At 43.6% G+C, this 13,634-nt stretch carries 12 protein-coding genes; 7 read left to right on the forward strand and 5 right to left on the reverse strand.

Features of this window, described 5'->3' with window-relative positions; genetic code table 11:
* Positions 1-39: 39 nt before the first annotated feature.
* Positions 40-1,206, reverse strand: coding sequence for a FecR family protein (locus ZOBGAL_RS10940; protein WP_013993671.1), 1,167 nt, complete (start codon positions 1,204-1,206; stop codon positions 40-42).
* 95 nt (positions 1,207-1,301) lie between these two features.
* Between ZOBGAL_RS10940 and ZOBGAL_RS10945 the strand changes: the two genes are divergently transcribed.
* Positions 1,302-1,856 carry an RNA polymerase sigma factor gene (locus ZOBGAL_RS10945; RefSeq protein WP_013993672.1) on the forward strand — a complete coding sequence of 185 codons (555 nt, stop codon included), beginning with the start codon at positions 1,302-1,304 and terminating at the stop codon, positions 1,854-1,856.
* A gap of 26 nt (positions 1,857-1,882) precedes the next feature.
* Here ZOBGAL_RS10945 and ZOBGAL_RS10950 read toward each other — a convergent pair whose 3' ends face one another.
* The gene (locus tag ZOBGAL_RS10950) at positions 1,883-3,076 is read right to left on the reverse strand and encodes a fumarylacetoacetate hydrolase family protein (protein WP_013993673.1); all 1,194 of its coding nucleotides are present in this window, start codon (positions 3,074-3,076) and stop codon (positions 1,883-1,885) included.
* Between the two features lie 447 nt (positions 3,077-3,523).
* Here ZOBGAL_RS10950 and ZOBGAL_RS10955 point away from each other — a divergent pair, with 447 nt between their 5' ends.
* On the forward strand, positions 3,524-4,375 hold the full coding sequence (locus ZOBGAL_RS10955) for a sugar phosphate isomerase/epimerase family protein (RefSeq protein WP_013993674.1): 852 nt from the start codon (positions 3,524-3,526) through the stop codon (positions 4,373-4,375).
* A gap of 9 nt (positions 4,376-4,384) precedes the next feature.
* Positions 4,385-5,728 carry a Gfo/Idh/MocA family protein gene (locus tag ZOBGAL_RS10960; RefSeq protein ID WP_013993675.1) on the forward strand — a complete coding sequence of 448 codons (1,344 nt, stop codon included), beginning with the start codon at positions 4,385-4,387 and terminating at the stop codon, positions 5,726-5,728.
* A gap of 69 nt (positions 5,729-5,797) precedes the next feature.
* Here ZOBGAL_RS10960 and ZOBGAL_RS23920 read toward each other — a convergent pair whose 3' ends face one another.
* Both ZOBGAL_RS23920 and ZOBGAL_RS10965 read right to left on the reverse strand, forming a co-directional pair.
* Positions 5,798-5,926, reverse strand: a complete 129-nt coding sequence (locus tag ZOBGAL_RS23920; protein WP_262507931.1) for a hypothetical protein — start codon at positions 5,924-5,926, stop codon at positions 5,798-5,800.
* Between the two features lie 224 nt (positions 5,927-6,150).
* Entirely contained in the window at positions 6,151-7,386 is a 1,236-nt protein-coding gene (locus ZOBGAL_RS10965; RefSeq protein ID WP_013993676.1) for a 3-deoxy-D-manno-octulosonic acid transferase, read from the reverse strand.
* Positions 7,387-7,477: 91 nt separating this feature from the next.
* Between ZOBGAL_RS10965 and ZOBGAL_RS10970 the strand changes: the two genes are divergently transcribed.
* The 3 genes from ZOBGAL_RS10970 to ZOBGAL_RS10980 all read left to right on the forward strand — a co-directional run bounded on the left by ZOBGAL_RS10970 (position 7,478) and on the right by ZOBGAL_RS10980 (position 10,190).
* The gene (locus ZOBGAL_RS10970) at positions 7,478-8,632 is read left to right on the forward strand and encodes a DegT/DnrJ/EryC1/StrS family aminotransferase (protein WP_013993677.1); all 1,155 of its coding nucleotides are present in this window, start codon (positions 7,478-7,480) and stop codon (positions 8,630-8,632) included.
* Between the two features lie 107 nt (positions 8,633-8,739).
* Complete coding sequence (gene galE, locus ZOBGAL_RS10975) at positions 8,740-9,756, forward strand: UDP-glucose 4-epimerase GalE (RefSeq protein ID WP_013993678.1); 1,017 nt, start codon at positions 8,740-8,742, stop codon at positions 9,754-9,756.
* 80 nt (positions 9,757-9,836) lie between these two features.
* Positions 9,837-10,190 carry a hypothetical protein gene (locus tag ZOBGAL_RS10980; RefSeq protein ID WP_013993679.1) on the forward strand — a complete coding sequence of 118 codons (354 nt, stop codon included), beginning with the start codon at positions 9,837-9,839 and terminating at the stop codon, positions 10,188-10,190.
* Here ZOBGAL_RS10980 and ZOBGAL_RS10985 read toward each other — a convergent pair.
* Positions 10,187-10,723, reverse strand: coding sequence for a hypothetical protein (locus ZOBGAL_RS10985; protein WP_013993680.1), 537 nt, complete (start codon positions 10,721-10,723; stop codon positions 10,187-10,189). The genes ZOBGAL_RS10980 and ZOBGAL_RS10985 overlap by 4 nt on opposite strands.
* A 97-nt stretch (positions 10,724-10,820) precedes the next feature.
* On the opposite strand from ZOBGAL_RS10985, the gene ZOBGAL_RS10990 reads away from it, so the two are divergent.
* On the forward strand, positions 10,821-13,634 hold the full coding sequence (locus tag ZOBGAL_RS10990; protein WP_013993681.1) for a 2-oxoglutarate dehydrogenase E1 component: 2,814 nt from the start codon (positions 10,821-10,823) through the stop codon (positions 13,632-13,634).

The raw sequence follows: 13,634 nt of genomic DNA on the forward strand, positions 1-13,634 counted from the left end.
AAGTATTTGATTGTTAGTAATAGTTGTTTTTAAAGCCTGTTAGCTTTTGCTCTCTATTGTTATAAGGTTTTGGTTTCTAGTGTAATTAAAAGGTGTGCTTAGCGAAATGGTGTTAAGTACGGCCTCTATGGTTTCGTTCTCGAATTCCCCCTTAAACACCTCGTTGTTCAAATGTTCCGCCTTGTTCAGGAATTTTACCTGATGAAGCCTTTCAAGCTTGGTCAAGATTTCCGAAAATTTAAGGTTGTCGATTATCAGTTTGTTATGCATCCATGCGGTAAACTGTTCGGTGTCGACTTTCACCTTACTAAAGCTGCTTTCGGTTTTTTTGTATTTCGCCTGAAAACTAGGGCTCAGTTCTATTTCGTTATCAGGACTGTCAGACTCAAACATACTGACCTTGCCCTCGATTAGTGTAGTGGCTATATTTTCATCAGTATCGTAAGAAGAAAGGTTGAATTGTGTGCCCAACACTTTTACGGCTACATTTTGGGTGACGACCAAAAATGGTTTTTTCTCGTTCTTGGTCACATCAAAATAAGCTTCACCATCTAGAAAGACGGTTCTTGCGGTCAGGGCTTCGCTGTTGAGGTTGGATGGGAACTTTAATTTTGTGCCGGCGTTCAGCCACACTTTGGTGCCATCGGACAACCGCAGTTTAAATGTTTGGCCATGTGGAATGTAGATTTCATTGTACGCATTGGAATTTTGGTCTTGATCTTGAGAGGCATTGAAGCTTAATACGTCGGTGTCCTTATCGGCTATTATATTTCCTTGGGCGTCGGTCAATATTTCATTGCCGTGGCCGCTAAGGATTTGCGTACTTCCGTCGGCCAAGGTGAGGGTTATCTTTTCTTTTGGGGTGTCTCTTGTTGATATTTGCGAAGGTGTTGGTTTGGTTTTGTTCGATTGTGTACCTGTTATTTGTATTCCTAAAACTATAAGGATAAGCAATGCAAGGGCATAAGGTATGGCGGAAACTAGGCGTTTTATTTTTCGTTTTTTAGCGGAAATTTTTGCCTTGAAACCGGCAAAGCCGGTTTGTGGGTCAAAATTCGGACTTTGTTGATGCTGCCACTCTCGAATACACTTTTTAAACAGGTCCATGTTGGCATCACTCTTATGAACCCAAGCTTGTAAGTGTTGGCGCTCATCGGTAGAGATGCTTCCTTTTAGCCATTTAGAAATTAATTTGTGGTAATTCATGAATATTTACACCTTTTAACTTAAAGATGCATAATTGATAAAAAAACCCTATGGATGTATGATTTTTATTTAAATTTGAATGAATACCATTGAAAATGAATGAGCGAAAACTGGTAAAAAAAATGCGGAACGGCAATGCCGAAGCATATCGGTATTTGTTTTTGGAATACTATGAATGGTTGTGTAATTACATTTTTAAAATGTGTAACAACCGACACTTGGCAGAAGATATTGTTCAAGATACTTTCGTTAATCTTTGGGAGAAAAGGGCCAAACTATACATTTCGGGATCGGTCAAGAACTATTTGTTCAAATGTTGTTATCATCAGTTTTTGCAGCATCTACGTGTGCAGAAAATAGATTTTGATGCCTTGGATAAGGTCAAATGGGAAGTTATATCCGACACTGCTTTTGAGCGCGAGAAGGTCGATGTGAAAATCGAAAATTTAAACGTTGTCATTTCTAAGTTGCCGCCACGGTGTAAGGAAGTGTTCGTGCAGAACAAAATAGAGCAAAAGAAGTACAAAGAAATAGCCTTAGATATGGGTATTTCCGTGAAAACGGTTGAAAATCAAATGTCTAAGGCCCTTCACTTTATAAGGGAACATGCCACGATCGTATTGTTGTGGATGTCAAGCTTTTTCGGGTGAAAATTATACGGTTGGTCAACCTGGTACTATTTTAAATTCCGTTTTACAATATAGTTCGTAAAAGCACCAATGCCGAATTCCCACTTTGGTATTTGGTCACAAGTGTTCACCCAATTGATGAGTGTGCCCAAATGCGAAGAAGAGATGTTGACTTGATCTCCCTTTTTGTGGGTGAAACCCAAACCTTTTCCATTGCGGTCTTCCGTAGGGGCGAACATAGTACCTAAGAAAAGCACGAGCCCGTCTGGGTATTGATGGTTTTTTCCTATGACCTGGGCCACTAAATTTTCAGGACTACGGCTAATCTCTTTCATCTTATTGCTTCCGGAAGTGGCGAAATTGTCCTTCCCCTTCATAGAAAACATTACATCGCAATCCTTTACGTCATCTAGGGAAAAAGTCTCATCGAACAAGCGAAACAAGGGGCCAATGGCACAAGATCCGTTTTGGTCTTTCGCCTCACCGAGCAATAGGGCGCTGCGACCTTCGTAATCGCGAAGGTTTACGTCGTTGCCGAGTGTGGCCCCGACGATTTTTCCCGAGGAGGATACGGCGAGCACGATTTCAGGTTCCGGATTGTTCCATTTGGAACTCTTTAGAACGCCTATCTCCGCTCCGAAACCAACGGCAGACAAGGGTTGGGCCTTGGTGAAAACCTCGGCATCCTTGCCAATGCCCACTTCGAGGTATTGCGACCATAGGCCTTTTTTCTGTAATTCCTCCTTGAGCTTTTCGGTTTCCGGTGAACCGGGGGTAACCTTGCTCAAGTCGTTGCCTAAGGTATCGTAAATGGTTTGACGTATGTCGTTCGCTACTAGGGCATCGCCTTTTGCTTTTTCTTCAATGACCCTCTCGAGCAAGCTTTTGATAAAAGTTACACCACAGGCTTTTACGGCTTGTATATCGTTTGGCGCTATGATGTAGGGGAGTAGTGGATTCTGATTGAAGTATAGGGCGTTTTTCAAGGCATCTTTCAGGCTGCCTAGTTCCGGTAAATCGTTTAAGGCTTTTAAGCGGGAAACCGGGTTCTTACAGTTGAATAGCTCACTTGTGGAGTTGAAGTGGGCCGATAGGTCGTAGATTTTTCCTTTGCGGGCCATCACCACGTGGGGCCCAGCTATACCATTGTACGCTTTTTGTGCCGGTACCATGCACCTGCCTATCCATGTGCCTGTTTCCGCTAATTCCGGTATGAGGCGGTTTAAATCGATATAATTCATTTTGCAATATTGGAGGTCATTTAAAATACGTATTCGAAGGGGGTTTAGATGTTAATGGTATCAGTATCTGACTCTTTTCTGTGTTAAGGTTACACTTATTTTCAGGAATAGGGGTAAAAACAGTATATATTTTGTTAGATTTATACGGTTATCGCAATTTTAGGTTTCGGTCATTGAAAAAATAGAATCGAGTCAAAAAAATAGATTGGAACCGAAGGCCTTGGTTGCTTTTTATTTACTGGTGTTTTTTAAGGGCATGCGCCCTTAAATTTCAATGAGGTCAATACGGGTATAAGGGTTTAAGTCCAAGAGGCACTTTTTTGTTTTATGTATTGAAACGAATTAAAGCCGGTCTATGATGATCAAGGGAATAGATGTCGCGACCGTAAAGAGATGGTCCTGGTTAGTTTAAAAAGTAAAGGAAAAGACATTTGATTATATAGAGAAATGAAAGCGAACAGAAGAAATTTTTTAAAACGTACTTCGGCCGGGGTTTTGGGTATTGGAGCCTTGTCCTTTCCTGAAATGTCCCGTGCGGCCATGGCGGAAGAAACTATGGAAAATATGATGGCCGAGCTCAAATTAGGGGTGGCTTCATATACCCTCAGGGAATTTACAAGGGAAAAGGCTTTGGATATGACTTTGCGGTGCGGTTTGAATCGAATTACCTTTAAGAGTATGCATCTTCCGCTAGATTCGGGTGCGCACACGATAAAGGAAGCCGTGGCCCAGTGTAAAAAGAAAGGCGTTGTTTTATACGGGGCCGGGGTCGTTTATATGAAGACCAAGGCGGAAGTGGATCAAGCCTTCGAATATGCTAAAACGGCCGAGTTGGATATGATTGTCGGGGTGCCGAGCCATGATTTATTGGATTACGTAGAAGAAAAGGTGAAGTCTTACAATATTAAACTTGCCATCCATAATCACGGCCCGGGCGATAAAGTGTATCCAAGCGCCGAAAGTGCCTATGTTAAAATTAAGGATAGGGACAAACGTATGGGGCTTTGTATAGATATCGGACATACCCAACGCATAAAGCGTGATCCCTCCCAAGACCTTACCCAGTTTTTCGATCGGGTCTTTGATATCCATTTAAAGGATGTAACGGCCTCCGAACATGATGGGCAAACCTGTATTATTGGTCGTGGGGTTATCGATTTTCCTGCATTTTTAAAGACGGTTTTAAAATTAGGGTATCAAGGAACCTTGGCGCTTGAATATGAGGCCGAAGGGAATGATCCATTGCCCGGTATGATGGAGTCTATAGGCTATGTAAAAGGAATATTATCAACATTATAATATATAGAAATGAGTTCAGACAGAAGAAATTTTATTAAAAAAGCATCTGTGGGTGCAGCAGGCTTGGCCTTTGGGGGAAGCATAAATGCCATGTCGGCGGAAAGTTATTCAAGAATTTTGGGTGCCAACGATCGTATCAATTGTGCGGTCATAGGGGTGCGTAGTAGGGCCAAGGCACATTTTATGGCCATCAATAAGGATCCCAATGCCAAGGTGCTCTATAGTTGTGATGTTGACGATGTTATTTTAGAGGAGCATAATATATGGTGTAAGGAAAATATTGGCTATGTGCCAAAGGTCGAAAAAGATTTTAGAAAGGTCTTAAACAAAAAAAAGGTCGATGCGGTTTTTATCGCGACTCCGGAACATTGGCATGCACCCATGGCTATTATGGCCTTGCAGGCGGGTAAACATGTGTATGTCGAAAAACCGTGTAGCCACAACCCCTATGAGAACCAATTGTTGGTCGCCGCTCAAAAGAAATATGGGAAAAAAGTACAGATGGGCAACCAGCAGCGTTCTGCCCAAACGTCTATATTGGCCGTAAAGGAAATCCGCGAAGGTATTATCGGAGAGGTGTTCAAAGGAGAGGCCTATTATTCGAACAATAGGGGCTCTATCGGAAAGGGCAACCAGATCGCGGTGCCCAAAACATTGGATTGGGACTTATGGCAGGGGCCTGCGCCTAGGGAAAATTACAGGGATAATATCCATCCCTACAACTGGCATTGGTTCAAGACATGGGGTACTGGTGAGGTCCATAATAATGGTACACATGAAATTGACATCTGCCGATGGGCACTTGGGGTAGACCTTCCTGATAGCGTAACTTCCTTTGGGGGGAAATACGCTTACGACGATGATTGGGAATTTGTAGACAACCAACAGGTCACCTATAAGTATTCCGGGGATAAGTTCATAACCTGGACGGGACATAGCCGTGGTAAGATCGTGCCGAACCAACCGGGTAGGGGAGCTACTATCTACGGAAGTAAAGGTATTATAACCCTTAGCCGTGGTGGGTATAAATTGTTCGATTTGAACGGAGAGCTTATTAAAGAGGAAAAGGAAGCGGGCAAACAAAGTACTACGGTAAATACCCAAGGTGCCGGTGATCTTGATGCCAACCATATCGGTAACTTCTTCGAGGCGATTCGTCAAGATAAATCCTTGCATTCCGATATAAAGGATGCTAGCGTATCGACTATGCTTTGTCATTTGGGCAATATGGCCCAAGACGCTGGGGAAACCTTAAAAATCGATCCGGCTACCGGAAAGGTCCTCAACAATGAGAAAGTCATGAAAGATTGGTGGAAACGCGAATATGAAGAAGGCTGGGAACCCACGCTCTAAGGTTCACAAAAGACAAAAGGCCCCTATCAAGGGGCTTTTTTATGTTTTATGATGAAAGATTCTTTAATACTATAGAATTCCTATCAAATCTAAAATAAAGGCCACAGGTATGGCTAAAAGGATAAACACCAAGCAGGCAATCATGATGCGGAGAAATCCATTGAGCAATTTTACCCCGGTTGTTAGTTCTCGTTCCATTTGTAATAGGTTTTCTTAAAATTAAGAAATTTATATATATAAAGCCCGTTTATTGCGAAATATTTGATTTAAATGGCTGTATTTTAGTATGTTCATCAGTTGAAGTGTTAAAAAATTCGACGAAGAACAGGGCTGTTGGGTGGGGTGTTGTTCAATTGTTGGTGGTTGCCGTTTTTTAGTTGAAGGGCTATAGCATCGGTAGGGTCGATTTAGAAAGCTCTTTTTTATAATAATTTGCGGATATGGTCCATAATCTCTACGCTGGCTCCTTTGTTCTTCGAGATATAAGAGGCGTTTATCTGTCCCGTTTGTTTGCGTAGGTCAGTATTGTCGAGAAGCTTTTTTAGCAATTCGCCGAAGGTCCATTGGTCTTTTATGGGGTAGATGCCTTTTTGCCTTACCAAGTCTTCGGCTTCCTTGAACCCTTCATAGTTTGGGCCGATGATGACGGGAATGCCGAAAACGGCAGGTTCCAAGGTGTTGTGCAATCCGGTGGAAAAACCGCCCCCGACATATGCGATGTCGGCGTAACTGTATATTTTGGTCAACAATCCGATGTGGTCAATGATCAATACATCGTAATCGCGTAAGTGGTTGTTGGCGATGTTGGAGTAGAGCGTGGTCTTTTTTGTGAACGCTCCGGCCAGTCCTAAGATCTTGTCCTTTTTAATGGTATGGGGTGCCAAAACGTATTTGAGGTTTTTTGGGGCGTTGTTGATGTGGTCGATCAATATGGCTTCGTCTTCGGGCCATGTGCTTCCGGCTACAAAACAAAGCTTATCGCTTTTGAAGGCCGCCATAAAGTCTAAGCTGTTATCTCGGTCTAATATTTCAGAAACGCGGTCTAGACGGGTATCCCCGCTAATGGTTACATTAGTGATCCCGATGGATTCTAGTAGTGTTTTTGAATTTTCGTCCTGAACAAAATAATACGAGAATTTTTTGAGCGTATTTCTCATGAATCCACCGTAGGCCTTAAAATAGGCTTGGTTCTTTTTGAATAGGGCGGAAATCAATATTGATGGAACCTTTTTGGTGTCCAAGGCACGCATATAATTGGGCCAAACCTCGTACTTGATAAAAATGGCCAGGTCAGGATGTACCATTTTTATAAAACGTGCGGCATTTTTTGCCGTATCCATGGGAAGGTAGGCTACGACATCGGCCGCTGTTGTGTTCTTTTTTACCTCGTATCCCGAGGGAGAGAAAAACGTAAGTACGATTTTGTGCGATGGATATTCGGTTTTGAGTCTTTCGATAATAGGAAGCCCTTGTTCGTACTCGCCCAAGGAGGCGGCATGAACCCAGAGGGTGTTGTCTTCCTTCGAAATGGCATTGCCGAGCACCTCAAAAGATTGCTTTCGGCCGTCAACGAACAGCTTGAGCTTTGAACTGAAAAGGGACAAGACTTTCAAGATATACCAAGAAATCTGAACAATCACATTATAGATGCCGCGCACTGATCGATATTTTGGGCTAAATTACGCTTCTTTACAGAAAATAGTACTGCTTGGTTTCGTATTTTTGCTGTGATCTATTTAATTCATCACGATGAGAAAAATTCAAATGGTCGACTTGGGCGGCCAATACGAGGGGATAAAGGAACAAGTTAATTCGGCCATTGCCACCATTATGGAAACTTCCGCTTTTATAAACGGTCCGGAAGTACGGTCCTTTCAAAAAGAGTTGGAGGACTACCTTGGGGTAAAACACGTTATCCCTTGTGCCAACGGTACCGATGCCTTACAAATAGCGATGATGGGCCTAGGTCTGAAACCGGGCGATGAGGTAATTACGGCAGATTTTACATTTGCGGCAACGGTAGAGGTCATCGCACTTTTGCAATTGACCCCGGTCTTGGTCGATGTCGATATGGATTCGTTCAATATCAATATAGAGGCCGTAGAAAAGGCAATTACCCCAAAAACGAAGGCTATAGTGCCGGTACATCTATTCGGGCAATGCGCCAATATGGATGCCATTATGCAATTGGCCGAGAAACATAACCTTTTTGTTATAGAGGATAACGCACAGGCTATAGGGGCCGATTATACTTTTGACGACGGTAGAAAACAAAAGGCCGGTACGATTGGCCATGTAGGGGCTACCTCCTTTTTTCCTTCAAAGAATCTAGGGGCCTATGGTGATGGCGGTGCCATTTTTACCAATGATGATAAACTTGCGCATACCCTAAGGGGTATCGTAAATCACGGCATGTACGAAAGGTACCATCACGATGTAGTAGGCGTTAATTCGAGATTAGATTCCATTCAGGCAGCTGTCTTAAGGGCGAAATTGCCAAAATTGGATGGGTATTGCGATCGAAGGAGGGCCGCGGCCCGAAGTTATAACCAGGCCTTTAAGGGACAGTCGAATATAGTAACGCCCCAAACGGTCAAGTGTGAAAAGGAAATATGTGATGATTGTAGTTGTCACGTCTTCCATCAGTATACCTTACGGATCACCAATGGCAAACGCGACGGACTTGTGAAGCATTTGGCGGAGAACGATATTCCTTGTGGCGTGTATTACCCTATTCCGTTACACCTACAAAAAGCCTATGTGGATGAGCGTTATGACGAAGCCGATTTTCCGGTAACCAATCAGTTGGTAAAAGAGGTCATTTCGTTGCCGATGCATACCGAGTTAGATGATGAGCAAATAAATTTTATTACAAAAACGGTATTGGAGTTTGTGAACGGATAGGCAAGGTCGTATTTTCGTGCCCTTCATTGGGCGTCCCGCCCAACCAATAACTATAAATAATACAATTGCATTCTTGCGGTACTAAGAATGTGGAAAAGCTAAAAGATATGAAGATATTAGTGACCGGAGGTCTTGGTTTTATTGGGTCTCACACTGTTGTAGAACTTCAGGACAAGGGTTTTGAGGTGGTTATAATCGATGATTGTTCAAATTCGTCGGAAAAGGTGTTGGAGGGAATTACCTCCATTACGGGAAAAATGCCCTTGTTCGAAAAAATTGACCTAAAGGAAAAATCGAAAGTAGAAGCTTTTTTTAAGAAGTACCAAGATATAGAAGGGGTTATTCATTTTGCCGCTTCCAAGGCGGTGGGCGAGAGTGTAGAGAAACCGTTGTTGTACTATGAGAACAATATCGGCACCTTGGTGTATCTGTTGAAAGAACTTTCAAAAAAGAATACGTCGAACTTTATTTTTAGTTCGTCGTGCACCGTTTACGGTCAGGCCGACAAGATGCCGATCAGTGAAACCGCTCCTGTTAAGCCTGCAGAATCGCCATACGGCAATACCAAGCAGATGGGCGAAGAGATTATTCGTGATACCTGTGCGGTTACCCAGGGGTTGAACGCTATCGCTTTGCGGTATTTTAACCCTATGGGGGCGCACCCGAGCGGTCATATTGGGGAATTGCCGATAGGGGTGCCCCAAAACTTAGTGCCCTTCATTACCCAGACAGGGGTAGGCCTTAGGGAGCAGTTATCGGTTTTTGGCGACGATTATCCTACGGAAGACGGCACTTGTATTCGTGACTATATCTATGTGGTAGATTTGGCCAAGGCCCACGTTCAAGCATTACAGCGACTATTGGAGGGGAAGAACGAAGAGAACTACGAGGTCTTTAATCTGGGTACCGGAAAAGGAAGCTCGGTGCTAGAGGTCATTCATAGTTTTGAACGTGTATCCGGAAAAAAATTGAACTATAAAATTGTCGACCGACGTCCCGGTGATGTGGTCTCTGCCTACGCGGATACGAAAAAGGCCAATGAGGTTTTAGGTTGGAAGGCCGAGTATACCTTGGATGAGGCTATGAAGTCCGCTTGGGAGTGGGAACAAAAAATAAGGGCCTGATATAAGGTTTAGACGGGATTTTGTATTTTTTTTAGGAGTCGAGGTCGAACCAAAACCCAAATTGGGAACGTAGATAATTCATGGTTTTAAATTTTGACGATAGTAACGACCTCCTTCAAAATGCAGAGGCCCAACAGTTATACGACAAGTTGGTGGCCCAATTGGAAAAGGATTTTAGTCTGGCCAATGTTCATGTAGATTTGTTTCAAGGGATTTCCCCGAACGATTTGGTGACAGTGTTGCGTGAGAAGGTGTATTACCTGATTATGGAGCGCTTTTCGGAGTATCTGAATCTTTTGTACATCATTGATGTGCCCGAAAAGGCCTTTAAGGAAATTAAAGTTACCGATGCGGTAGAGGTGGCCGACCAAGTTTCTTTTTTAGTGTTGAAAAGGGAACTCCAAAAGGTATGGCTCAAAGCTAAATACTCCTAGAAATACACCCGTACAAAGGGTAGCCAGGCACTCGCATAAATACTTTTGTTGTTGTCGTAAAGCACATCGTAGCGTATACCTATCGTAAAGTTTCGGTCCGTATAGCCCAGTCCTAGAAACAGGCCTGGCGACCAATAGTTTTCGCTGATCGTAGGGAGTCCGTTATAGGAAATGTTCTGATTGATGCGAAGTTGTTCCAGCTCTGCCGAAATCTGTAAAAAGGGAATGGGGTTGTAGAGTGATAAAATGCTTCCGCCGTAAGCATATCGGTGATTGGCGTCGAATTTGGCGTAGTTGAACGTCAGGCTGACCCCGCTGGCAAATTGCTCGTTGAACTGATAAATGGCACTCGGTGATACCGATGCATTAAAGCCTCCGTTCGTAAATCCCAGACCCAATCCTCCACCAAATCGAACATTGTTCCAGAAATTCGTAGGTGTATTCGTGTTTTGTGCGGAACCACTTATTGCGAAAACTATAAGAAATAGACCTAAAAAAGTATTTTTTGGGGTCTTAAAAAGTTTTTTAATCATTATCTTTAATTTTTCAATATTGCATACTAAGATACGTTCCAGAAATAGGAAATATTGTATTTTTGTACCCATTTATTTGCATGACAGAGAATCTTCTATGGACAAATATTCCTTTCTAAATACCGCGCACACCTCTTTTTTTGCGGATTTATACGATAAATACCTCAAGAACCCCGATAGCGTAGAGCCAAGTTGGCGCGCCTTCTTTCAAGGTTTTGATTTTGGAACCGAAACAGCTCTTGATGAGTTGGATGTGGAAAGTCTAATGACCGCGAAAGCGGGAGAGAACGGTGTGGCGCAACAAATGCCGGAGTCCTTGCAAAAGGAGTTTCAAGTGATCCGCCTGATAGACGGTTATCGAAGCAGGGGGCATTTGTTTACCAAAACGAACCCGGTTCGCGAGCGAAGACAATATGAGCCGAGCCTTGATCTCGAGAATTTCGGACTCTCACAGGCCGATTTGGATACGGTCTTCAGCGCAGGTGAAATCATTGGCATCGGTGCGAACAGCTTGAGGGAGATTATTGAGCACCTGAAGCGTATTTATTGTGATGCCATAGGGGTTGAATATATGTATATTCGAAAACCTGAGCGCGTCGAATGGATCCAGAACTGGCTCAATGTTAACGATAACCATCCGAAATTCAATGCGGAGCACAAGCGTCGCATCTTAAAGAAATTAAACCAAGCGGTCTCTTTCGAAAGCTTTTTGCATACCAAGTACGTTGGACAAAAACGCTTTTCATTGGAAGGGAACGAATCGTTAATACCGGCCCTTGATGCCGTGGTGGAGCGGGCCGCCGAATTGGGTGTAGAGCAGTTTGTTATGGGTATGGCCCACAGAGGTCGACTTAACGTGCTTACCAATATTTTCGGAAAGGCCGCCAAGGATATTTTTAGCGAATTTGATGGCAAGGATTACGAGCAGGAAATCTTTGACGGTGATGTAAAATATCATTTAGGGTGGACGTCGGAACGCAAGACCGATAACGGTAATCGAATAAAAATGAATATTGCGCCCAATCCATCGCATTTGGAAACCGTGGGTGCGGTCGTCGAGGGTATAACACGGGCCAAGCAAGATGCCCATTTCCCTGACGATTTTTCAAAAGTACTTCCTATTGTAGTCCACGGTGATGCGGCTATTGCGGGTCAAGGCTTGGTGTACGAAGTAGTGCAAATGGCCAATCTTGATGGTTATAAAACCAATGGTACCATACATATCGTGGTCAATAACCAAATCGGTTTTACGACCAATTACCTTGATGCACGTAGTTCTACCTATTGTACTGACGTGGGTAAGGTGACCCTGTGTCCTGTGTTGCACGTCAATTCCGATGATGCCGAAGCTGTGGTACATGCGTCTTTATTCGCTTTGGAATACCGTATGCGTTTCAATAGGGATGTATTTATCGATTTATTAGGATATAGAAAATATGGGCATAACGAAGGTGATGAGCCTCGTTTTACCCAACCCAAATTATACAAGGCCATTGCCAAGCATCAAAACCCGCGTGATATTTATGCGGAAAGATTGCTTAAGGAAGGGGTTATTGAGGCCGATTTTGTCAAAGGTCTTGAAGAAGAGTACAAAGCTTCCTTGGAAGAGGAACTTGAAGATTCGCGTAAAGAGGATAAAACGGAGATTACCCCGTTTATGGCCGATGAATGGAAAGGCTTTGCCAATGTTCGGGAGTGGGAGATGATGGAGCGCGTCGATACGACTTTCGATAAAAAGGAACTGACCAAAATTGCAAAGGTGCTCACTGAGCTTCCTTCCGATAAGAAGTTCTTGCGAAAGGTTGAAAAATTGGTGCGCGACCGTAAAAAAATGTTCTTCGAAACCGATAGGTTAGACTGGGCAATGGGCGAATTGTTGGCCTATGGTACCTTGTTGCAAGAAGGCTATGCGGTTCGTATGTCAGGTCAAGATGTGGAGCGAGGTACCTTTTCGCACAGACATGCCGTAATGAAGGTTGAAGAGAGTGAGGAGGAAGTAATGCTGTTGAACCATATCGGTGAGAAGCAAGCTAAATTCCAAATCTACAACTCCTTATTGTCGGAATACGGTGTAGTTGGTTTTGATTACGGATATGCCATGGCGAGCCCGAATACGTTGACCATTTGGGAGGCGCAGTTTGGTGATTTTAGCAACGGTGCCCAAATCATGATCGACCAATACATTTCGGCGGCCGAAGACAAGTGGAAGTTGCAGAACGGATTGGTGATGTTGCTTCCCCATGGGTATGAGGGGCAGGGAGCGGAGCATTCTTCCGCCCGTATGGAGCGATATTTACAGCTTTGTGCCCGTGATAACATGTATATAGCCGATGTTTCTACCCCGGCCCAAATGTTCCATATCTTAAGAAGGCAAATGAAGGTCAATTTTAGAAAACCTTTGATTGTCTTTACGCCCAAAAGTCTGTTGCGTCACCCAAAGGCCGTGTCTACGGTAGATGAATTGGCTTCGGGTTATTTTCAGGAAGTGATCGATGATGCTACGGCCAACGTAGATAAGGTAAAGACCTTGGTGTTCTGTACCGGTAAGTTTTATTATGACTTGCTTGCGGCCAAGGAAGAGCAAGGAAGGGATGATGTGGCCTTGGTTCGTGTGGAACAGTTGTTCCCCTTGCCATCGGAGAAAATGAAAGAGGTGATAGCGAAATATACGAAGGCCGATGATTTGGTCTGGGCACAAGAAGAGCCTCGAAACATGGGGGCCTGGAGTCACATGATGATGCATTTTAGCGATTCTGATAAATTCAGGGTGGCTTCTAGAAGATTCTATGCTTCGCCGGCCGCGGGTAGTGCCGTTCGTTCCAAAATGAGACATCAACAAGTGATAGATTATGTGTTCGATAAGAGCAAGAATAATATGTCAAAACCAATGCCCAAGCCAAGCAAGGGTTAA

The organism is Zobellia galactanivorans, from assembly GCF_000973105.1.
In the GTDB taxonomy this organism is placed as follows: domain Bacteria; phylum Bacteroidota; class Bacteroidia; order Flavobacteriales; family Flavobacteriaceae; genus Zobellia; species Zobellia galactanivorans.